Source organism: Devosia elaeis (genome assembly GCF_001650025.1).
GTDB classification, from domain to species: domain Bacteria; phylum Pseudomonadota; class Alphaproteobacteria; order Rhizobiales; family Devosiaceae; genus Devosia; species Devosia elaeis.
The window spans coordinates 143,042-162,901 of the sequence record NZ_LVVY01000086.1; the positions used below are offsets into that span (position 1 = coordinate 143,042).

Below are 19,860 nucleotides of genomic sequence, written 5' to 3' on the forward strand. Positions count from 1 at the left end.
TTAACCATGCATGGCATGCAAAAGACATGCGGACCCTATTGGTAGAAGATGAACCGGACCTTGCTTCCATGGTCCGCACGGCGCTCGAACGACAAGGCTTCGTCGTCGATCTCGTCAGCACGGTGGCAATGGCGGAGGAGGCTCTTGCCCTGATCGAGCACGATGTCGTGCTCCTCGACCGTCAATTGGCCGATGGCGATGGAATCGAACTGATCCCGATGCTCCGCCAGCGTCGTCCCGGCGTCCCCGTGATCGTCATTTCGGCCCTGGGGAAACCCCTCGATCGCATCCATGGACTGGAACAGGGCGCCGACGATTATCTTGCCAAGCCCTTCCTCATAGAGGAGCTGGTGGCGCGAATGCGGGCCGTTCTGCGGCGGCCCACCCAGATGCAGGATCAGGCGATTGCTTTCGGCAATGTCTCGTTCGACGTGCTCGGAGGAGAAGCCGAAGTCGACGGGCACCCACTGGTTCTGCAACGGCGCGAGCGCCTGGCGCTCGAGGCCTTGATGCGTCGGGCGGGCCAGACCCTGCGCCGGTCGAGTCTCGAAGAAAGCATGTATGGCGCGGATGACGAAATCCAGTCCAATTCCCTGGAGGCAATCATTTCGCGCCTGCGGCGCAAGCTTGCGGACATGGGGGCAAACGTGGAAATTCACCCGGTCCGCGGTGTCGGCTACCTGCTTCGGGAAATGAAATGAAAGGGAGAAGCAAGCGCCTGACCCAATTGCTGACGCGACGGATGATCGTGGTGCAATTGATCACGCTGACCGCCTGCTTCGTGCTTGTCCTGATCCCCATGATCGTATTGCCGGCCATGTCCGGAACCCGAAACGTACACCCCCCGGCCCCCTCGGTCATGGCGGCGATCGGCGAGTCAGTGCATTTCGGCATCGATCGGATCTTGCTTTTGCAGCCGACGCCGTCCCTGAGCGACATGGCTGCAGAGCATCCGGATTTCTGGTTCATCGCGGGGACCGCCGATGGGCAGGAAATCAGCTTCGGCCAGGTGCCTTCCGAACCCGACCGCATCCGGCCGGCATTGGACCATCTCGTCTCGCTCGAAATCCTCATGGATAACAATGGAGGAACCGCCAACCTGGTGGTTCGTTCGCTCGATTATCCCGGAGGCCCAGTCAAGCTGGCTTTCTCCGGCGGGCCGACCTTGGGATTGTCGAAACTCATCCCCTCGATCAGCCTGGCCGTCATGCTGGCGATCTTTTTCTTCCTCGCTCTCGCCAGTATTATCGCGATCCCCCGCTTCATAAACCGTGAAATGCGCGGACTGGACGCGGCCGCCAAGGCCGCCGGCACGATCAATATCGGTCAACGCGGCATCCGGATTCCCGAACAAGGCCTGCCGGCGGAAGTGCTGACGCTGGTCCATGCAGTCAACGAAGCGCTCGAACGGCTCGACGATGCCCATGCCCTTCGTGAACGCTTCCTCGCCGACGCGGCGCACGAGCTTCGCACGCCCCTTGCCGTGCTGACAGCCCGGATAGAAACCGCTCAACCCTTCGAGGGGCAGGACCACCTTTTATCCGATGTCGTCCGCCTGTCGGCGCTGACAACGCAATTGCTGGATATGCAGCGGCTCGACCTGAGCGAGCAAAGGCTGGAGGCCGTCGATCTGGTCGCCATCGGAACCGAAGTCGTCGCCGATCTGGCCCCGCTCGCAGCAGCGGCCGGCTACCAATTGGAGCTGGAGGCCCCCTCCGCACCGGTTCTCATCTTGGGGGAAAGTGTGAGCGTCGAGCGGGCAATTACTAATCTGGCGCGCAACGCGATCAGCCATGCCGAAAATCGCGGCAGCATCCGTGTCAAGGTTTCCGCAAATGGAGCAGTCACCGTTTCGGACGATGGGCCGGGCATTCCTGAAACGGATCGGGCCCGGATTTTTGAGCCTTTTTATCGGGTGAGGCCGTCAAGGTCGGGGGCCGGTCTCGGCCTCACCTTAGTCGAGGCCATCGTCAAAAAGCATCGCGGCGCCATATCGGTAGGAGCGTCGGCGACCGGCGGCGCCGAATTCGCGATCCGGTTCCAAGCTTGGCCGGGCAAGCCCGAGATATCCGCATCCTAGCCTGCCGGACCCGAAACTGCTCACCGTGCGTGGGTTCGGCAAATAAGTATGCCGGCCCCCGGGACAGGGGGCCGGCATTACAGGATCCGCGACCGGATATCAGTCGTTGTTAAGCGACCCGATCGATTCGACCTTGCACAGCGAAGAGTCCTGGAAGGGACAATTTTTCCAGGTGCTCTGAGCGAAGGCCGGAGCGGCAACCCCGGCAACAAGCGTCAGACCAACCAAAAGTGCTGCTACCTTTTTCATACGACATTCCTTTCGTTCAACGCTGCCAATGTAATCCCCCAACATTGCGTGAACCTTGTCCCGAACATTACGGATGCCTTTGAAATCATTAAATTTTGCAGAGCTAGGCAAGTCGACTGGCGAACGAGGAGAACCGGCTCAGGTCTCGCCCGAGCCCGCTTCCTGGTGAAGAATGGTTTGGGCCAGGGCGGCACTCTGAACGCGGATATCCGGGATCGCCTCGATCTCAAAAAAGCGCCCGCGGGTTAGAGGACCGACAACGTGAATGCGCCTCGACACCGCGCCATCCGCCCCGATCAGGGCGCAATGTTCATCGACGTCGAGCCCGATACGCATCGCATCGGGCCGGGCCATGCCTGTCCGAATGACGTGCTGGATGACGGGATTGGCACTGGCGCGGACATCGACCGTCACGCCGCCGCAATCATAGACGCGGGCGACGTCCATGACCTGGCGCAGACTCGTCGAGCGTGGGCGGATAATGGCGCGAACCTTGTCGTCAGCGCGCTCGATGTCGATGAATTCAGCGGCGACCAGTTTCACCTGACCGCTGGCAATGGAACGCAGCAATCCCTCCTGCAATTCGGGCGGCAGCCGATGACGGTGCGTGTTCCACCAGGGCCGCACGTGGCGCAGGAATTGACGCTTTTCCCGCTCGGGCCAGCTCTGCCAAAGGCGCTGATTATATGGGCGAAGTCCATCTACCGCGCTGCGCCAATCCTGCCCCTGGCTCTCCGCCGCACGGATCAGGGACCTGAACCATCTCGTCAAAGAGGCCAGGCCGGCGCCGAAAGGAATAACCGCCGCATCGATATCGAGCGGAGCAACGTCCAGGTGACCTCTCGGCACGAGCCCATTGCGGGACACAACGGTAATGGGTCCCGTGTGCCGGGCGTCGGACAAGGAAACCCAGGCATCGACCATGCTGAGCCCGGACCCCAGGATCATCACATGGGCGCTCGGATCGAGCGGCGTATCGCGATCCGATCCCGCATGGACGGCGATGCCCTTGCCGCGCGCCGGTTGCGTCTCGTGACCGACCGCGAGGACTGCAGTGCGGGCGGCCAGGCTCGCGCCATTGCCCAGAACGACCTCGACGCCCTTTCGCGTCTCGTTCACGGCGAGGACCTCCTCGGACAGGACAACAAGCCGGCCGGGGATGCGGTCCGCGGCCTCCCGGAGCACATCTTCAAGATAGACGCCATAGAGCCGGCGCGGCACGAAGGTCCATGAGGACGGGTGTTGGCCGGGCTCCTTGCGCTGCAGCCAGCGCCAGAAATGCTCCGCATCGTCGGGAAAGGCACTCATGCCGCGTGCAGGAACATTGACGCGATGATTGCGATGCTGAGCCGAATAAGCGAGACCCTGCCCAAAACGGCCCTGGCGTTCGATCAGCGTTACGCGCAGATCCGGATCGGGGCTACGCAACAATTGCGATGCAACCAGAACACCACTGGCGCCGCCGCCGACGATCACCACCGATTGCTGGTTATTCGAAGTCATGGCAGCCTGTCCCTATATCCAAGATCGTCGGTCAACGGGTTGATCCCGGCAGGTTCGATACCCGCATTTGCGTCTTGCGGCTATCCATCCAATCCACAACCTGCTGGGCCAGTTCGTCGTCCAAGCCGGGCGGCGGGTCGAACAGGCGAGGCCACGCGGTTCATCGGAACAGGTCCATGCCCTGGCAACGGAAGAACTGATGCATCGTTGAGCAGATCGAAGACGGCAATGGGTAGTGAGCCGCCGATCAGGAACGCGCCCATTTCGAACGCCAACTGCTGCCGATGAGAGCTTGGTTACTTGACCATTTCAAGAAACCTTGGCCAGCCAACGGCGGCGTAGAAGCGATGGCCTTCCTCGCCGAAGCGAAGATCGAAGGCATCGCTGCGCGCCTGCGCCGAAAAGATCGAACGCACGTGTTCTGCTGCCTGTTTCACGCTCGCTTGGGGAAATAGCGGGTCCTGGCGTCCCATGACCACCAGCACCTTGGTGTCTCCGAAAGCGCCGGCGATATCGGGGAAATCGAACCAGGTCAGCATGTCGGGCAGGTAATTGTCGGTGCAATGGTCGATACGGCCGATCGTGCCGGTGACCGTTCCGAAGAACGAGGCGAGCATCACGCCTCTGAGGCGGGGCTCCACGGCTGCGGCATACCATCCGACAGTGCCACCGCCGGACTGGCCCATGAGATAGATGCGATCGGCATCCAGTTCCGGGATCTGTTCAATGGCGTCGCATATCCGGCGCACGTCGAAAACCCGCTCGCCCAACAGCGTGCGCCCCAGCAGCAATGCGGTCATCGCACTGTGCTTGCACGTGCGGTTGTCGTCGTTGCGCGCCAGCTCATGCGTGCGGCGCACCGGGTCGGGGCGACTGTCATTGCGTTCCCCGAAGGCGCGCAGTTCGAGCGCCAGCGCCACAAATCCGCGGCGCACGGCCTGCAGGCCAAAGTCGCGGTCGCCGCCAAGCGAATTCTCGTCGCCGGGATATTTTGCCTCGCCCATCGAGATGTGGCGGCCGGTCGTATGCCCCTGAAGGCAGATCATGACCGGCCAGGGACCTTTGCCATCCTTGGGCGTCAGCATGGTGACGGGGACATGCGCGCCGGGCTCGGCTTCGAACACCAGTTCGCGCCGGATGTGATCGCCCATATCCTGCGCTTCACCGCGGAAAGAAATCGCCGGCGCATCGTGCGGATAGGCAGGCATGCGCAGCAATTCGCTAACCTTCCCGCGCAGGGCGGATGCCCATTCATCCGAGGCGTCCTGGCCATCGAAAGCCAACCGGCGCGGGGCGACTTCCATCAGGTTGAAATGCAGATCCTGCGGGTCGAATACGAATTGGGTGGAGCAGTGATCACACATTCAAAGACGGCCTTCTTCTACGGCATGGCAGGACACGGTCCCGCCGGAAACGGCAATGGCTTGGGGTTGCTCCGCGCGGCAGCGGTCATTGGCGGCAGCACAGCGCGGATGAAATGGACAGCCCGAGGGCGGATTGAGCGGATTGGGCACTTCGCCGCTGAGACGAGGCGGCTCACGGCCCGGCTGATCGGCGCGCGGGATCGTTTCGAGCAGCGTCTGCGTATAGGGATGCAGCGGCTGTGAAAACAGGTCGGCTGCCGAGCGATCCTCCACCAGCATTCCCAGATACATGACCCCGACGTGATCGGCCATGTGGTGGACGACCGAGAGATCGTGGGTGATCAACAGGTAAGCCAGCGCGTGACGATCCTGTAAATCCTTGAGAAGGTTGAGAATCTGCGCCTGAACCGAAACGTCGAGCGCCGATGTCGGCTCGTCGCAGATCAGGAATTGCGGTTCGCAGGCAAGGGCGCGCGCGATCGATATGCGTTGGCGCTGGCCACCGGAGAATTCGTGCGGGAACTTGTCCGCCGCCACTTCGGGCAGCCCGACCTGGGACAGGATTTCCAGCGTCCGCGCCTTGATCGCGGCACCGCCCCTGAGACCCGAGGCCGCAAGGGCTTCGGCGATGATCCTGGAAACGCGCCAGCGCGGATTGAGGCTGGCATAGGGATCCTGGAACACCATCTGGATGCGCCGCTTGGCATCCCATGCCTTCTTGCGCGCCGCCTGGCTGTCGAGCGGGCCGCCATCGAGCCGGACGGCACCGCCGGAAATGCTCTCGAGGCCAACGAGCATCTTGGCAATAGTCGATTTGCCACAGCCGCTCTCGCCCACCAATGCGGTGGTCCGGCCGGGTCGCAGGGTCAGGGATACGTCGCGAACCGCGTGCACCTGCTGCCCCTTCGGGCGGCCCGGGCCAGGCGCGAGGTCATAGGTCTTGCGCAGGCCCGAAGCCTGCAGATCAAAGCCGGTCGGCACCGGATCGGCTTGCGTCATGACGCCAACTCCTCGGCAAAGTGACAGAACACACGACGCGCGCCGGCAAGATGTGCTTCTGGTCGAACCTGCCTGCACACATCGGCTGTGCGTGGGCAGCGCGGATTGAAGGCACATCCTTGGGGAATGGCGGTGAGGCCCGGCATGGAGCCGGGAATTTGCGGCAACCGGGCCAGCTTGCGTTCCATAGAGGGAATCGAGCCCAACAAACCTTGCGTATAGGGGTGCGCCGGGCGCAGCAGCACGTCGGCCACCGGACCGGTTTCTGCAATGCGGCCGGCATAAAGCACCGCGACGCGGTCGGCGGTCTCGGCCACCACGCCCATGTCATGGGTCACCAGGATAACGGAGGCGCCGTGATCCTTGCTGAGACGCCGGAGCAATTCCAGGATCTGCGCCTGGATGGAGACATCGAGCGCCGTTGTCGGCTCGTCGGCGATGATCAGTTTCGGGCGTAGAGCCAGGGCCATGGCAATGACCACCCGCTGACGCATGCCGCCCGAGAATTCATGCGGATAGGCGTGGAGCCGCTGCGCGGCACCGGGAATGCCGACCTCCTCCAGCAGCTCGAGTGCGCGCTTTTGCGCATCGGCGTCCGAGATATAACGGTGCGCCCGCAGCGTGCGCGTGATCTGCTGGCAGACAGTATAGAGCGGGTTGAGACTGGTCAGCGGGTCCTGAAAGATGGTCCCGATCTGCGCGCCGCGAATTTTCTCCATCTGCTTGTTGGAGAGATTGTCGATGCGCTGGCCTTCCAGCAGCACTTCGCCTTCGCTGATCCGGCAATTTCGCGGCAAAAGGCCGTTGATGCAGGAACTGGCCAGGGATTTGCCCGCACCGGATTCTCCGACCAAGGCCAGGATTTCACCGGGCGCCAGCGACAGATCGATATTGGACAGGGCGCTGACGATGCCGCGTCGCGTCGCAAAGGTCGCGGAGAGATTGCGTATTTCGAGCAAGGCACTCATTTGCCGATCCTCGGGTTGAGCGCGTCGCGCAGCCAGTCGCCGAACACATTGACCGACAGCGACAACAGAACCAGGGTCACGGCCGGAAAGACCGTCATCCACCATTCGCCGGAGAACAGATAATCGTTGCCGGTGCGGATCAGGGTGCCCAGGCTCGGCTGGGTCGGCGGCAGGCCTACGCCGAGGAAGGACAAGGTAGCTTCGGCGATGATGGCGTGGGCCAGGCCGAGCGTGCCGATGACGACCACCGGTCCCATGATATTGGGCAGGATGTGGCGGAACAGGATGATGACGGATGGAATATGCATGATGCGGGCGGCCTGCACATATTCGCGGCGCCGCTCCACCAGAGTCGAGGCGCGCACGGTGCGAGCATATTGCACCCAGTCTGAAAGACCGATGGCCAGGACCAGAACCGGCAGCGCCAGCGCGGCCTGGGTGGCGCGCCCAAAGCTGGCGCTCACCATGCCGTCGATCAACAGGGCGACAAGGATATTGGGGAAGCTGAGCTGGATGTCGGCGATACGCATGATCACCGCATCGACCACCCCGCCGAAAAAGCCGGCGATCAGGCCCAGCGTCACCCCAAGCACCACAGACAGAAGAACGGCGGCGAGGCCGACAAAGAGCGAGACCTGCATGCCATGCAGGATCAGGGAAAGGACGTCGCGTCCCTGATCGTCGGTACCCAGGAGGAAGGTCTGGCTGCCGCCGCTTTCCCACATGGGCGGCATCATGCCGTCCATCAGGTCGGGGGCGAGGAACGGATTATGCGGGGCGACGAACTGCGCGAAAATCGCCGCAAGGCTCAAGCCGAAGAAGATGATCGCAGCGATGACGGCGAGCGGCGAAGTACGGAAATTGTACCACAAATCGCCATCGAAAAAGCGGGACAAGGCAGCGGCCGGGCCGCGGCGCGGAGAAGTGGCGTCGCTCATTTGGGGGCTCCCTGGCCGCCGCGCAGGCGGGGATCGACGAGGTAATAGAGGAGATCGACCAGGAGGTTGAGGCCGACAAAGAAGGCCGAGACGAGGACAAGATAGGTTGCCAGCACCGGAATATCGGCGTTCTCGACCGCCTGGATAAACAACAGGCCCAGGCCCGGCCACTGGAACACGGTCTCGGTGATGATGGAGAAGGCGATGACCGAGCCCATCTGCAGCCCGACAATGGTCATCACCGGCACCAGCGTGTTCTTGAGCGCCTCGCCAAACCAGATGACGCGGTCCGAAAGGCCGCGGGCACGGGCGAAGCGGATATATTCCTGCTCAAGAACCTCGAGCATTTCCGCCCGAACCAGGCGGATGATCAGGGTGGTCTGGAAGAAGGCCAGCATGATCGAGGGCAGGATCAGCGAGCGCAAGCCGCTTGTGGTGAGGAAGCCCGTGGACCAGTTGCCGACCATCGCCGTTTCGCCTCGACCGAAGGCGGGAAGCCAGCCAAGATTGACCGAGAAGATCAGGATCAGGAACATGCCGATGACGAAGGTGGGCAGCGACACTCCCACCAGCGAGCCCATCAATATCCCTTGCGACACCCAGCTTTTACGGCGGATGGCCGTGAAGATGCCTAGGGGAATGCCGATGATGATGGACAGCGCGATGGCGCAGGCGGCGAGCTCCAACGTGGCCGGAAGGCGCTCGACGATCAGGTCAGACACCGGCATGGAGAGGCGATAGGAGATGCCGAAATCGCCGGTGAGCATCTTGCCCAGGAATGATACATATTGAACGATCAGCGGATCGTTCAGGCCCAGCGCATTGCGCAGTGCTTCCCGGTCGGCGGCAGTGCCTTCCGTGCCGATCATGTGCAGGATGGGGTCACCCACGAAGGTGAACATGCTGAAGGAGATGAATCCAACGCTCAGCATGACGAAAATGGCCTGCAGCACGCGGCGCAGCGTATAGCGGAGCATTGCTCTTCCTCTCAAGCAACGCGCCTCCGCCGCATGCGCGGCGGAGGCGCCTGAGCCCTGGCTCAGTTGTTGACGGTGGCGTATTTCCAGACGAACACATCGTCGGGGCGCTGGATCAGGTCGATATCGTCCTTGACGCCCCAGGACAGCGTCTGCTGGTGCAGCGGCACGAAATAGACCTCGTCGTGCAGGATCTGCTGCGACTGAGCCAGAAGCGTATCCCGCTTGGCGATGTCGCCCTCGCTGACGGCAGCCTCGATGATGGCATCGAGCTCGTCATTGGCGACGCGGCCGGCATTGAACGTGCCCCAATTGCCTTCGCGCGTATGGACGAGTTCCTGCATCAGCCCATTGGCATCGATATTGCCGGGGGAGAGGCCCAGGAAATAAATTCCGCGCCGCACGTCCTTGTCCTGAATGCGCGGCGAATATTGCGCCATGGGCATGGTGTCGAGTTCGACCGTGATGCCGATCTTCTGCAGCATCGAGACGATGGAGGTGCAGATGGCCTCGTCGTTTACATAGCGGTTGTTGGGACATTCCATGACGGTGGAGAAGCCATCGGCATAGCCCGCCGCCGCCATCAATTCCTTGGCGCGGTCGAGGTCGAACGGATAGCGCTCCAGATCCTTGGGAAAGCCGTGGAACTCGGCCGGCACCATGGCGGCGGTGGGCAGGGCTTTGCCGCGCATGATCACGCGCTGGATCGCATCAGTGTTGATGGCGCGATAGACCGCTTCGCGCACATTGCGGTCGGCCAGCGGGTTCGTGTCCAGATTGCTCTCGGGCAGGGCCTCGGCATCGACATCGAAGCCCAGGAAGACGACACGCAGTTCCGGACCGGACAGCAGATGCACATCCGGGGCGCTTTCGACACGATCCTGATCCTGGATCGGCAGGCCGATGGCCAGATCGATCTCGCCGGACAACAGGGCTGCCGTGCGCGTCGCCGCCGAGCCGATCGGGCGGAAATCCACCTCGGTCACATTGCCCTCGAACTCGCCCCACCAATCGTCATTGCGCACGAAACTGGTCTTTGCGTCGGGCTGGCGTGACTGGACCTTATAGGGACCAGTGCCGTTGGCATGGGTCGCCGAATATGCCTTCTGCATCTCTTCCGTGGTCGGCGATGCGGAAATGCCGTTTTCTTCAGCCCAGCTCTTGGAGAGGATGTACCAATTGCCCCAATTGTTGATGAGGATGGGGCTGGGCGCATTGAGCAGGATGTCTACGGTGTAGTCATCCACCTTTTCGGCACCGATGACGCTCGACATCTTCGAGCCCTTGATCACCGAGCCGGCGGACAGCGAGCGCTCGACGGCGAAGACGACGTCATCGGCCGTGAAGGCCTGCCCCTCGTGGAAGGTCACGCCCTCGCGCAGGTGGAAGCGCCACCGGGTCGGCTCGACCACTTCCCAGCTCGTCGCCAGGGCCGGGATGATCTCCATGTTCGGACCACGCTCGATCAGGCCCTCGTAGACATTGCCGAGCACGCCGAGATTGAAAGTATTGTCGTAGGCGTGTGGGTCGAGGGACGCGAGGTCGGCCGAATAAGACCAGGTGATCTTCTCGGCCATTGCCGACGACGAACCCATGGCAAGCATGAGGGCGGTCAACGAGGCTGCAACAAGTTTATTCATATCGGAATTCTCCCTTCCTGCTGAAGGGTGAAATCCAAAAGTCCTTTTGGATCAATCATTTATTTCTCAAATGACATCATTTGAGAACTGAAAAAGGGTTTCTGCGGAGGCTCGACCTAAGATTTTCCGTCATTTCCGCGCGGGTGGAGAAATGTGTAAAATGCCTGTGGTGGCCGGCCGGCGGCAGGCCCTGCAAAGCATGGGGAGAACTGCGGTCATGCGGATTAAAATCCGGCAGCTGCAAGCATTTCGCGAAGTCGTTCGCAATGGATCGATCACCTCGGCGGCGCATGCCCTGGGCCTGTCTCAGCCCACGGTGAGCAACCTTATCATAGGCCTCGAAAACGAACTTGGCGTGACGCTGTTTCAGCGAATCCACAAGCGGCTCGTGCCCACGCAGGATGCCCGGAAATTTTTCGCCGAGGTGGATCGCACCTTCAACTCAATCGAGCAATTGTCGAGTACGGCGAATCGCCTTCACACTAAGTCGAGCGCCTGGCTCAACGTGGTCCTGCCGCAGAGCTTTGTGGTCAACATCGTGCCGCAGGCGCTGGCCCGCTTGCGCAAGAGCCATCCTGGCATCGGCGTCACCCTCGAATTTCTGCCCACGCGCGACGCCATAGATTATGCCGCATCTGGGGAATGGGATCTCACGATCGCCCGCCTTCCGGCGACGCATCGCGGCCTAGATGTGAAACCGCTGATGACCAGCGAATATGTCTGCGTGCTCCCCAAGGGGCACAGGCTGGTGGCGCTTGACAGTCTCGATCCGGCCGACCTGCGCGATGAGGTGGTCATCCTGCTCTCCCGCCGCCATGAAGAGCGCTTCGAGATCGTGGACAGCTTCCGCAAAGTTGGCGTCGATCTCATCGGGTTGGTCGAGACAGGCGCCCTGACAGGGGCTTGCGCCTTCACCTCGGCTGGCTTGGGCGTAACCGTACTCGATGCCATAGTGGCGCGAGGATACCCTGACTCGAACCTGGTCATCCGTCCCTTTCGCCCGGCCATTCGCAACCAGTTCGGACTATTGCTTGAAAAGGGCGGGGAAATGAGTGCCGAAGCAGAGATATTTCTGCAGGCCATAGTGGAAACAGTGTCTGATCTCTCCAGAGATTTCGAAGGGATCCATAATCTGGAAGGATGAAGCAGCTTCACCAAGAACTCAGGCATCAGCGATCGGGCATTGATATCATATCTCATGCGACTAGATGATCGAGGCTCCCAACGGGTGATGCATCCCATCCTGTATGGATGTCTAAAGGAACACTTGATCGGCAAGCGCACGGGCTCGGTCAGGTTGACGGGCAGGAGCCCAAGGCTTTCGATCGCGGAGATGTCTACTTCTTCTTACGCTTGTTTTTAATGCCGCACGCAGCTGACAGGCAGTCGATTCAACTGCGGCTGGCGTGATACGCGCCACATCGACGTCGAACATATCCAACATCATAGCGCTGCAGGTTTGCGTCGCGAGGATCATCCCGTCGTCCTTAATGGTTTCGATACTGCCCTTGCGCTGGCCGGCCAAAGCCATTTCCATGGCAGCATCGACGTCCAGCCAATCGTCCACGTGGCTCAGTGCCAGCGACAACACGGAATTTGGAACAAGGGCATGGGTCGCCAGTCGCCTCAGAGCGTCGGCATGCTCCTCGATACTGGACTCGGAACTGATTTCGGAGATGACCTCTCCGCCTTGCTGAACTCCTGCATGATCGCCTTGTGCGAGGCCGACCGCAGCTTAGGAGAGTAGAATTTCGCGCCTTCGAAGATCGGACATTGCACGCAGATCGTCGGAGTCGTCGAATAGACCAGCCACGAGATCGTCCAGCATATTGATCAGCTCGTTAGCCCGCCGGACCGGATCGAAGTAACCGCTGCCATGCAGTTCCAATATCAACGTCAATAGCCTTGCGCCGTCGCGCCAAGGACTTAGGCTGATGCTTTCGTCCTGAGCCATCGCCAACGCGATATCGGCGAACTCGCCGATGTCAGATTGGGACCACCACTCCAGTAGGAGTGAAAGACCGTCCGACCCGCTCAGATGGAGACTTGCATTGCCCAAATCCCAAAGCATGTTTCGCGCAGCTGGCAGAGCATTTGCAGCGGTGACCGGAGCCTGTCCAATCCAACTGCTCTTTCGCAAAGGTCCACACTTCCCGAGCGAGCGCGTCCGTCCTTGCGGTCGACATCACGGAGATCAACAGGAGTTCGTCCGTGAGATAGGATGCCAGATAGTCGCCACTAGTGCAGAGACCGGGTGGCGCAGCATCTTGCCGATCCGATACCTCTCCACGTCGGCTCTTTTTTATTCGGCGTGATGTTGCTACGGTAGCGATCGAGGAGATCGCCCAAGGTGGCTTTGTCTGACTGCGGCCGCACGACGGCACGACCGTTGTCGATCTGATGTTCCTGAGACCTCGCCCAAGCGAGGGCTTCCTTTCGAGTCGGAAATGTCTTGGTAAGTGTATCGCTGCCTTGCCGGCGGACCTGCGCCTGCCAGCGGCCGTTGCGATTACGGATATTTGCCATCGGTTGTCTCACTGTGGCACCAGTGTGGCAAACCAATATCAAGGGCTACGGCCCGACAGACCTAAGTGCTTGAAAACAAATGGCGCGCCCGAAGAGATTCGAACTCCTGACCCCCAGATTCGTAGTCTTAATTTTTGGCTTTCACCAACCTTCATCACTTTGCATTGAGTTTCATTAACCAACTGATTTTGTTTGTATATTGCTATCTCAACATTCAGCCTCTATCTTGACGTTTCAGTTCACGGTGGCGACTCGGTGGCGATTCCGGCTTCCGAGTCGCCACCGAAGCCGGGATAGGAAGCAGACATGCCGACAATCAAGATTGGCCGCCGCACACTTGCCGCGATTAAACCGGCAGCGAGACCGACTACGTTCTTTGACACGGACGTGAGGGGCTTCGGGTTGCTCGTGCGGCCGAGCGGTGCGCGCTCATGGATTCTTGAATACCGCCCCGGCGCGGGCGGTCGCGGCGTGTCGAAGAGGCGGCTTGTTATCGGCGATCCTGAAACGATGACGCCGGAAACGGCTCGCCGGGCAGCCAAGGACATGCTTGCCGACGTTCGCAAGGGCAAGGACCCGGCTGCCGAGCGCGCCGAGGAACGCCGGGCCGAGACGGTGAAAGAAATCTTGGACGCATGGCTTCGGCGGCACGTTGACACGAAGCGCAAGGGGAGCACGGCCGCGCTCTATCGGCAGATAATAGACACGCACATTATTCCGGCGCTCGGCACGAAGCGGGCGCTTGCAGTCACCAAGCAGGAGGTCGCCCGGCTGCACGAGGCCGTTGCCACCAAGGGCAAGCAGAAGCGCAAGGCCGAGGCGAAGCCGCGTGCCTCCCGAGTAACCCCACGCGGCGGAACGTATGTCGCTAATCGCGTGGTCGCGCTTCTGTCGGCCGCCTTTAATTGGGCCGCCGACGCGGGCTTGCTGCCCGACGGGCATCGTAACCCAGCGTTGGGGATTGAGAAGTTCCGCGAGCAAGCGCGCGAGCGCTATTTGACAAGCGAAGAACTGGCACGCCTTGGCGCGGCGCTTCACGAGGCCGAGACGGTGGGCATCCCGTGGGAAGTTGACGAGACCAAACCGAAGGCGAAGCACACTCCTAAGCAGAATCGCTCGACGATGCTGACCCCGCACGTCGTCGCGGCGCTCCGGCTCTTGATCTTCACAGGCGCTCGGCTCCGGGAAATCCTCAATCTGCGGTGGGCCGACGTTGACCTAGAACGGGGCGCGCTGTTCCTGCCCGATAGCAAGACCGGCCGTAAAACCGTGCTCTTGTCGGCTCCGGCGGTGGAAATCCTTGAAAGCCTGCCCCGCGTCGGGAGCTTCGTCATTGCCAGCGAAAGCGCTGGCACGGCCGAGGAACAACCCCGCCACGACCTGAAAAAGCCGTGGGCGCTCGTGACTCGCCGGGCCGGACTTTCAGGCTTGCGGATTCACGATCTTCGACACTCCTTCGCTAGCTTTGCGGTTGGGGGTGGCGTGGGGCTGCCGTTGCTAGGCGGGCTGCTCGGCCATGCCGACGTGAAGACCACGCAGCGCTATGCGCATCTCGCGAGCGATCCGCTCCGGCGCGCGGCCAACGCCACGGCTGAGACGATTGCAGGCGTACTGCACGGCAACGTCGTGAGCTTCGACGAGCGGAGACGGGCATGACGGATGACGTAATCAGCGGTCTATGCGGCAGCCCTGTCACCAAGTTGACAATGGAAGACCGCCGGCGGGAGCGCTTGCGCGATTGGCTTGCTCGGCCAAGCTGGACTCCATACGAGTCGCACCTGCTTCTCGCCGGGCTCGATCCGGAACTCACCGGAGATATTCGCAAAGGCGGTTGGTGGCTACTACCCCGGATCGCCGCAGAGCCCGACGATAGAGACCTAGACGACGCCGAGATGCAGCAACGCATCGAGGCCACGGCAGGGCTTGGACTAGCTACAATGAAGCCACCCGAAGCGATCAAGGCGGCGTACGACGCCGGTCTCATAATCCCGTGGCTGCTTTATGCGCTGGATGACCCAGAGTGCCGGAGAGGGCTACCGGATGACCTAAGGGAGCAAGAAGAAAAGCGGCGGCGGGCGTCCGAGGGGATTGCCGTACGCAACATGAAAACAAGAGAGCGACACGAACAGTTTCGGGCTGCGATGGTCGCTCACGCTCGCGCCGTGATCGCCGACTTGATGGTCGATGGCCAATTTCCACCCAATCTCATGCGTGGTGAGAAGCCATGGAAGGCCGAAATCATTCGTAGGATTAGAAACAGTTGGTCCGGCACGTATGTGGGGCCTCGCACGATTTACGACTGGATCACCGACGGCATCCTGAAGCTGTGAACGTGCAAATCGACTTTGAACGTGCAAATTTGCATGTCCGTCGATAGCGCCATCTAAATCCGGCAGCCTCCCTCCATGACCAAAATGGAGGTTGCTTTGGAAATCAATCCCTCTCCGCCGTTGCTCGTAAATACTCCCGAGGCCGCTCGGCGTCTGAGTGTTTCGCGCTCGTTTTTGGAAAAGAAACGCTTCTTCGGCGATGCCGATGGTCCGCCCTATATCAAGATCGGCAGGGCAATCCGCTACCGTCTGGTTGATCTTGAGGCGTGGGCGGCGGCTCATCGCACAGGTGGTGCAGAATGAGCGCCGCTTTTACGGAGTTGCGCGTGCTCGCCGCACGGAAAGCCGCTTGCCTCGCGACCGTGGCCGAAATCGAAGCCCGGGGCGAAACCGCCGAGAATGAAGCCGACCGTTTTGCCGTAGAGGCCGACAAAATCAAATCTGAGATCGCCGAACGTGAGGCTGAGGCCGCATACGCAGGGTATGAGGCTCCCGGTGCGCGCCGCCTCGACCGGCGTCATGGCGACCTTCTGCGGAAAGTCGTCGCCCATCGTGGCGCTGCCGATATTGCCCGCCGAAAGGCAGAAGAGGCGCGGTGTTCTCTTCCGGACATCGAGACGCGTATTGCCGATGCCGCGATACTGGCGTCGGCCGAGATTCAGCGCGAGGCGCTTGCCGAGATCAGCGCTGACATTCCGAAACTCGCATTGCCGCTCGCACGGTTGATTGCCGCCGATTTTCTGCGGCATCGGCTCGCCGGAAATCGCTTTTCCTACGATCCCTCCCGGCACGGCGACCTCATCAACGGCGCTTGGATTGCCGGCGAGGCGATGCGCGCGCTCGCGCGATGGTCGCCGTCGGATTGGCCGGCGGCCGTGGATCAGGCCGCCCTACGATTGGCGGAGGATTGGACCGCCGAGATTGAAGGAGATGATAATGAAGACGATTGAGACCCTGCTTGAGATTGCGCCGGGCACCCCGCGTATCGCTGCCGCCGAAATGGCGGTCGCGGCCGGTGCTCGTGTCTGGCCGTGCGTGCGCTCGGGTGCGACTTTCGTTCCCGTCTCGGCGGAAGCCGGTCCGGGTCGCGGTGGGTGGGGCCTCGCCACGCGGGACATTGGCAGGATCAGGCGGATGTTCGAATCCAATCCTGATTCTTGTGCCGGTTTCATTGTGGCAACCGATCACGGATTCGACCGTCACTACGTCCTCGCGCCGCAGGGCGTGATCGAAGTTCCGGCGCTCGTGCAGCGCGTTGGTCGCTAAGCAAAGGAGAGAATACAATGAACGAGAAAATCACCCTGATTGCTACGTCGCAAATTGTGCGGGCCGTCGGCTACGAGACCACCGGACAGACCGACGCCAACGGGAATTTGAAGTATCAGCCTATATCCGAGACCATCGCCAACGGCTCGACTTTTGAGGCGACGGCCGAAGAGGCCGCCGAGTATTCCCGGCTCGGCTGTGCGGTCTTGGCCGACTCGGCCGACGCCGCTTTCCTCGCCGACATGCGGTCGATTTACGGCCGGGTGAAATGACCGCATTTGACCAAGAATGGCGGCGACGGCGCACGGCCGAATTGCGGGGAGCGGGTATGTCACGGACGACTGCTCGCGCCTATGCAATGGCTGAGGCCAAGGGGCGAACGCGGGTCGCGAAAATGACCGGCGCTGCGGCCGCCGAAGATGGAAAAATCGTGTTCCGGAATGGCCGTCCTCTCATCTTGATCAATCCAGCCTTGGTGCCCGCCGAGCGCCGCTCGGCCGTTCGGGCATTCCTGTTCGATCACCTCTCACCTGCACAATAAAGAAGTGCCCGCCGGGGACGAAACCGGCGGGCGCTCACTTCGAACAAATGGTTTTCATACCCAAGCAGAGGACTCAGGGATGTGGCATTCTGATACCACAAACGCCCATGATGGGCAAGGCGATTCCGTGAGCCTGACCAGCCTCGCAGACCTACCGATCTGGGTCTACTGGAAGCAGGTCATGCGCAATGGTAACGCGACAAAGGTTCCGCGTGACCCGAACAATCGCGGTCACGACGCCAAGTCTGACGACCCGGCCACATGGGCCGTACGATCCAAAGCAGAGATCGGGGCAAAGATCGTCGCCAAGAAGGGCAAGGGTGGCGTCGGCGTCATGTTTGCCGACCTTGGTGACGGAACGTCCCTAATCGGCATAGACCTTGACGCCTGCCTCTCGAAAACCGGCGTGTTGGCACCGCACGCCGCAGAGATCGTGCAGCGCTTTGCGACCGCATACCCCGAAATCTCGCCGAGCGGCAACGGTGTGAAGCTCTATTTTCGCATCCGCACCGTGCACATGCCGATAGTGCGTAAGGCGCTTGGCCGGACGCAGGACGGCAAGACGGCGCACGGCAAATCGTGGTCGCCCGGCAAAGGCAAGGAAGTCGCCCTGCACCTTTCTAATCGCTATTTCGCCGTGACCGGTATCGGCTACGGGCAAGACGCCAACATCTGCGAACTTGTCGCGACCAACGACGACCTTGGCGTGATTGGCCTCGCGCCGCTGTTGTGGCTCATATTCGAGGGCGGGCCGGACTGGAAACGTGGAAAACCGGCCGAACGTGACAAGTCCGGTTCCGGCGCACTTTTCCGACTCGCTGGCTACATCAAGCGGGCGGGCGGCACGCGCGAGGATTTCGAGGAAGCGATTCCCGATGACGACGCGGCATCTGCCCATGTTGCCAAAGAGGGCGACCGGGCGATTAATCGCGCATGGGAGAAACAGCCCGAACCTGCCGAGAAGGACTCGACGCTCGACGGTTTCGAGTTGAACGAAGATGGCGTGATCCGCGCGTTTACCGCCAGCCATGCCGACGAACTGAAGTTCGATCACGACGCAGGAAAATGGTTCCAATACGACGGGAACTGCTGGCGGCGCGACAACACCAAGCTCGCCCACCACTTCGCCCGCGAATCGTCGCTGGCAATGGCGGAAGGAGAGGAAGACGGCGCGCTTGTCAGAGCGTTGAAGCGCGTCCCCACATGGGAGGCGGTGGAGCGCGGCGCTAGGACTGTTCGCGAATTTTCCGTCACGTCCGACGTGTGGAATCTTGGCAAGATGCTTCTCGGCACGCCCGGAGGAACTGTCGAGCTTGTGACTGGCGAGCTTCGGCCGGGCCGACCGGAGGATTTTATCTCCAAGGTGACAGCGGTCGCGCCGATTCCGCTCGACAAGTTCAAGCCTGAGCGCGATTGCCCCCGTTGGTTGAAATTCCTCGACGAAGCACTGGCCGGCGACGCTGGGGCGATCCGATTGTTTCAGCAATGGGGCGGCTACAGCCTTACCGGCGAGATCAAGGAACATGCGCTGTTGTTTCCGTATGGTCCGGGCGGTTCCGGCAAGAGCACGGCCGTAGAGACAATCGGCAAGCTCTTGGGTGAGTACGGCACGCCAGTCGCCATGGAAGTTCTCACCGCCTCGAAATATGACCGCCATCCGACCGAGATCGCCGCGCTTCGTGGCGCGCGTATGGTTTGGGCATCGGAGACAGAGAAGGGGCGCGCGTGGGCCGAAAACCGGATCAAGCTCCTGACCGGCGGCGACACTCTTAAGGCGCGCTTCATGCGGCAAGACGAGTTCACGTTCCTGCCCGAGTTCAAGCTCACCGTGTTCGGCAATAACCGGCCCGCCCTGAGGGACGTTGACGGTGCGGTCAAGCGCCGCTTCATCATCTTGCCGTTCGATCATCCGCCCGAGCAAAAGGATACCGACTTGCCAGAGAAGTTGAAGGTGGAATGGCCGGGAATCCTGTCGTGGTTGATCGTGGGTTGTCTCGACTGGCAGGAAAACGGTTTGGTCCGCCCTGCCGTCGTGGAAGAAGCCACCAACGCCTATTTCGACGAACAGGATACGTTCAAGCAGTGGATGGAGGACTGTTGCGAGGTCGGCCCACAGTTCGCAGACACGACTGAAGAGCTTTGGCGGTCATGGCAGAGCTACGCTCACGGCCTTGGTGAAGACCCCGGAAGCAAGATGCGCACCTTCCCAGAGACGCTTTCTCAACGTGGATTCGTTTCGGCCAAGAAGGTCGGCCCGACCCGCAACCGTGGCTTCAAGGGCTTGCGCGTGCGCGCCGATGCGAAAGGTGACGACGAGCGATTTATCTAACCCATTGATTTTGCGTTGTTTGGGACAAGTGGGGCATGTCTTCCGATTTTATCGCCTTACGCGCGCGCGCATGTAGCGCTCTATGCGGAGCACATGCCCCACTTGTCCCGCAACCGGGAGTTGGCGACCAGAAAAATGAGATGATGATTT

General features: G+C 61.2%; 22 protein-coding genes. 11 read left to right on the forward strand and 11 right to left on the reverse strand.

Going from position 1 to position 19,860, the window contains the following annotated elements:
• Nucleotides 1–26: 26 nt before the first annotated feature.
• Entirely contained in the window at nucleotides 27–701 is a 675-nt protein-coding gene (locus tag A3840_RS10850) for a response regulator transcription factor (protein WP_067456158.1), read from the forward strand.
• Nucleotides 698–2,080: a sensor histidine kinase gene (locus A3840_RS10855; RefSeq protein ID WP_082903811.1), complete on the forward strand. Its 1,383-nt coding sequence runs from the start codon at nucleotides 698–700 to the stop codon at nucleotides 2,078–2,080. Before A3840_RS10850 ends, A3840_RS10855 begins: the two co-directional genes overlap by 4 nt.
• A 99-nt stretch (nucleotides 2,081–2,179) precedes the next feature.
• On the opposite strand, the gene A3840_RS19710 is transcribed toward A3840_RS10855, so the two are convergent.
• The 8 genes from A3840_RS19710 to A3840_RS10890 form a co-directional block, all read right to left on the reverse strand.
• Nucleotides 2,180–2,329 carry a hypothetical protein gene (locus A3840_RS19710; RefSeq protein ID WP_165603168.1) on the reverse strand — a complete coding sequence of 50 codons (150 nt, stop codon included), beginning with the start codon at nucleotides 2,327–2,329 and terminating at the stop codon, nucleotides 2,180–2,182.
• Between the two features lie 138 nt (nucleotides 2,330–2,467).
• The gene (locus tag A3840_RS10860) at nucleotides 2,468–3,832 is read right to left on the reverse strand and encodes an FAD/NAD(P)-binding protein (protein ID WP_067456164.1); all 1,365 of its coding nucleotides are present in this window, start codon (nucleotides 3,830–3,832) and stop codon (nucleotides 2,468–2,470) included.
• Between the two features lie 296 nt (nucleotides 3,833–4,128).
• A complete protein-coding gene (locus A3840_RS10865; protein ID WP_067456167.1) occupies nucleotides 4,129–5,196 on the reverse strand; it encodes an alpha/beta hydrolase family protein in 1,068 nt (355 codons plus the stop codon).
• Nucleotides 5,197–6,195, reverse strand: a complete 999-nt coding sequence (locus A3840_RS10870) for an ABC transporter ATP-binding protein (protein ID WP_067456170.1) — start codon at nucleotides 6,193–6,195, stop codon at nucleotides 5,197–5,199. It abuts the gene before it with no gap.
• Nucleotides 6,192–7,163: an ABC transporter ATP-binding protein gene (locus A3840_RS10875; protein ID WP_067456173.1), complete on the reverse strand. Its 972-nt coding sequence runs from the start codon at nucleotides 7,161–7,163 to the stop codon at nucleotides 6,192–6,194. Before A3840_RS10875 ends, A3840_RS10870 begins: the two co-directional genes overlap by 4 nt.
• Nucleotides 7,160–8,101 (reverse strand): ABC transporter permease, encoded by a 942-nt coding sequence (locus A3840_RS10880; RefSeq protein WP_067456175.1) that lies wholly within the window; start codon nucleotides 8,099–8,101, stop codon nucleotides 7,160–7,162. The genes A3840_RS10875 and A3840_RS10880 overlap by 4 nt, the downstream gene beginning before the upstream one ends.
• Nucleotides 8,098–9,078 carry an ABC transporter permease gene (locus A3840_RS10885; protein ID WP_067456178.1) on the reverse strand — a complete coding sequence of 327 codons (981 nt, stop codon included), beginning with the start codon at nucleotides 9,076–9,078 and terminating at the stop codon, nucleotides 8,098–8,100. The genes A3840_RS10880 and A3840_RS10885 overlap by 4 nt, the downstream gene beginning before the upstream one ends.
• Before the next feature lie 62 nt (nucleotides 9,079–9,140).
• Complete coding sequence (locus A3840_RS10890) at nucleotides 9,141–10,718, reverse strand: ABC transporter substrate-binding protein (protein ID WP_067456182.1); 1,578 nt, start codon at nucleotides 10,716–10,718, stop codon at nucleotides 9,141–9,143.
• Between the two features lie 160 nt (nucleotides 10,719–10,878).
• On the opposite strand from A3840_RS10890, the gene A3840_RS10895 reads away from it, so the two are divergent.
• Nucleotides 10,879–11,862 carry a LysR family transcriptional regulator gene (locus A3840_RS10895; protein ID WP_067456186.1) on the forward strand — a complete coding sequence of 328 codons (984 nt, stop codon included), beginning with the start codon at nucleotides 10,879–10,881 and terminating at the stop codon, nucleotides 11,860–11,862.
• A gap of 111 nt (nucleotides 11,863–11,973) precedes the next feature.
• On the opposite strand, the gene A3840_RS10900 is transcribed toward A3840_RS10895, so the two are convergent.
• From A3840_RS10900 to A3840_RS19060, 3 genes are all read right to left on the reverse strand, one after another.
• Nucleotides 11,974–12,285, reverse strand: coding sequence for a hypothetical protein (locus A3840_RS10900; protein WP_131798301.1), 312 nt, complete (start codon nucleotides 12,283–12,285; stop codon nucleotides 11,974–11,976).
• Between the two features lie 168 nt (nucleotides 12,286–12,453).
• Nucleotides 12,454–12,789: a hypothetical protein gene (locus A3840_RS10905; RefSeq protein ID WP_067456192.1), complete on the reverse strand. Its 336-nt coding sequence runs from the start codon at nucleotides 12,787–12,789 to the stop codon at nucleotides 12,454–12,456.
• Nucleotides 12,790–12,956: 167 nt separating this feature from the next.
• Nucleotides 12,957–13,244: a DUF2188 domain-containing protein gene (locus tag A3840_RS19060; RefSeq protein ID WP_082903813.1), complete on the reverse strand. Its 288-nt coding sequence runs from the start codon at nucleotides 13,242–13,244 to the stop codon at nucleotides 12,957–12,959.
• 306 nt (nucleotides 13,245–13,550) lie between these two features.
• On the opposite strand from A3840_RS19060, the gene A3840_RS10910 reads away from it, so the two are divergent.
• From A3840_RS10910 to A3840_RS10935, 8 genes are all read left to right on the forward strand, one after another.
• The gene (locus A3840_RS10910; RefSeq protein ID WP_067456195.1) at nucleotides 13,551–14,900 is read left to right on the forward strand and encodes a tyrosine-type recombinase/integrase; all 1,350 of its coding nucleotides are present in this window, start codon (nucleotides 13,551–13,553) and stop codon (nucleotides 14,898–14,900) included.
• The gene (locus tag A3840_RS10915) at nucleotides 14,897–15,574 is read left to right on the forward strand and encodes a hypothetical protein (RefSeq protein ID WP_067456198.1); all 678 of its coding nucleotides are present in this window, start codon (nucleotides 14,897–14,899) and stop codon (nucleotides 15,572–15,574) included. The genes A3840_RS10910 and A3840_RS10915 overlap by 4 nt, the downstream gene beginning before the upstream one ends.
• A gap of 75 nt (nucleotides 15,575–15,649) precedes the next feature.
• Nucleotides 15,650–15,877 carry a helix-turn-helix transcriptional regulator gene (locus tag A3840_RS19300; RefSeq protein WP_109442309.1) on the forward strand — a complete coding sequence of 76 codons (228 nt, stop codon included), beginning with the start codon at nucleotides 15,650–15,652 and terminating at the stop codon, nucleotides 15,875–15,877.
• Entirely contained in the window at nucleotides 15,874–16,524 is a 651-nt protein-coding gene (locus A3840_RS10920; RefSeq protein WP_131798303.1) for a hypothetical protein, read from the forward strand. Before A3840_RS19300 ends, A3840_RS10920 begins: the two co-directional genes overlap by 4 nt.
• Nucleotides 16,511–16,840: a hypothetical protein gene (locus A3840_RS10925; RefSeq protein WP_067456204.1), complete on the forward strand. Its 330-nt coding sequence runs from the start codon at nucleotides 16,511–16,513 to the stop codon at nucleotides 16,838–16,840. Before A3840_RS10920 ends, A3840_RS10925 begins: the two co-directional genes overlap by 14 nt.
• A gap of 17 nt (nucleotides 16,841–16,857) precedes the next feature.
• Nucleotides 16,858–17,112 (forward strand): hypothetical protein, encoded by a 255-nt coding sequence (locus A3840_RS10930; RefSeq protein WP_067456207.1) that lies wholly within the window; start codon nucleotides 16,858–16,860, stop codon nucleotides 17,110–17,112.
• A complete protein-coding gene (locus A3840_RS19450) occupies nucleotides 17,109–17,381 on the forward strand; it encodes a hypothetical protein (protein ID WP_131798304.1) in 273 nt (90 codons plus the stop codon). The genes A3840_RS10930 and A3840_RS19450 overlap by 4 nt, the downstream gene beginning before the upstream one ends.
• Before the next feature lie 127 nt (nucleotides 17,382–17,508).
• Nucleotides 17,509–19,710 (forward strand): phage/plasmid primase, P4 family, encoded by a 2,202-nt coding sequence (locus tag A3840_RS10935; RefSeq protein WP_165603169.1) that lies wholly within the window; start codon nucleotides 17,509–17,511, stop codon nucleotides 19,708–19,710.
• The last annotated feature ends 150 nt before the right edge of the window (nucleotides 19,711–19,860 follow it).

Bases quoted from the DNA above. Each gene is read 5' to 3' on its own strand.
- A3840_RS10850 (WP_067456158.1), top strand. From the start codon at position 27: ATGCGGACCCTATTGGTAGAAGATGAACCGGACCTTGCTTCCATGGTC.
- A3840_RS10855 (WP_082903811.1), top strand. From the start codon at position 698: ATGAAAGGGAGAAGCAAGCGCCTGACCCAATTGCTGACGCGACGGATG.
- A3840_RS19710 (WP_165603168.1), bottom strand. From the start codon at position 2,329: ATGAAAAAGGTAGCAGCACTTTTGGTTGGTCTGACGCTTGTTGCCGGG.
- A3840_RS10860 (WP_067456164.1), bottom strand. From the start codon at position 3,832: ATGACTTCGAATAACCAGCAATCGGTGGTGATCGTCGGCGGCGGCGCC.
- A3840_RS10865 (WP_067456167.1), bottom strand. From the start codon at position 5,196: ATGTGTGATCACTGCTCCACCCAATTCGTATTCGACCCGCAGGATCTG.
- A3840_RS10870 (WP_067456170.1), bottom strand. From the start codon at position 6,195: ATGACGCAAGCCGATCCGGTGCCGACCGGCTTTGATCTGCAGGCTTCG.
- A3840_RS10875 (WP_067456173.1), bottom strand. From the start codon at position 7,163: ATGAGTGCCTTGCTCGAAATACGCAATCTCTCCGCGACCTTTGCGACG.
- A3840_RS10880 (WP_067456175.1), bottom strand. From the start codon at position 8,101: ATGAGCGACGCCACTTCTCCGCGCCGCGGCCCGGCCGCTGCCTTGTCC.
- A3840_RS10885 (WP_067456178.1), bottom strand. From the start codon at position 9,078: ATGCTCCGCTATACGCTGCGCCGCGTGCTGCAGGCCATTTTCGTCATG.
- A3840_RS10890 (WP_067456182.1), bottom strand. From the start codon at position 10,718: ATGAATAAACTTGTTGCAGCCTCGTTGACCGCCCTCATGCTTGCCATG.
- A3840_RS10895 (WP_067456186.1), top strand. From the start codon at position 10,879: ATGCCTGTGGTGGCCGGCCGGCGGCAGGCCCTGCAAAGCATGGGGAGA.
- A3840_RS10905 (WP_067456192.1), bottom strand. From the start codon at position 12,789: ATGCTTTGGGATTTGGGCAATGCAAGTCTCCATCTGAGCGGGTCGGAC.
- A3840_RS19060 (WP_082903813.1), bottom strand. From the start codon at position 13,244: ATGGCAAATATCCGTAATCGCAACGGCCGCTGGCAGGCGCAGGTCCGC.
- A3840_RS10910 (WP_067456195.1), top strand. From the start codon at position 13,551: ATGCCGACAATCAAGATTGGCCGCCGCACACTTGCCGCGATTAAACCG.
- A3840_RS10915 (WP_067456198.1), top strand. From the start codon at position 14,897: ATGACGGATGACGTAATCAGCGGTCTATGCGGCAGCCCTGTCACCAAG.
- A3840_RS19300 (WP_109442309.1), top strand. From the start codon at position 15,650: ATGACCAAAATGGAGGTTGCTTTGGAAATCAATCCCTCTCCGCCGTTG.
- A3840_RS10920 (WP_131798303.1), top strand. From the start codon at position 15,874: ATGAGCGCCGCTTTTACGGAGTTGCGCGTGCTCGCCGCACGGAAAGCC.
- A3840_RS10925 (WP_067456204.1), top strand. From the start codon at position 16,511: ATGAAGACGATTGAGACCCTGCTTGAGATTGCGCCGGGCACCCCGCGT.
- A3840_RS10930 (WP_067456207.1), top strand. From the start codon at position 16,858: ATGAACGAGAAAATCACCCTGATTGCTACGTCGCAAATTGTGCGGGCC.
- A3840_RS19450 (WP_131798304.1), top strand. From the start codon at position 17,109: ATGACCGCATTTGACCAAGAATGGCGGCGACGGCGCACGGCCGAATTG.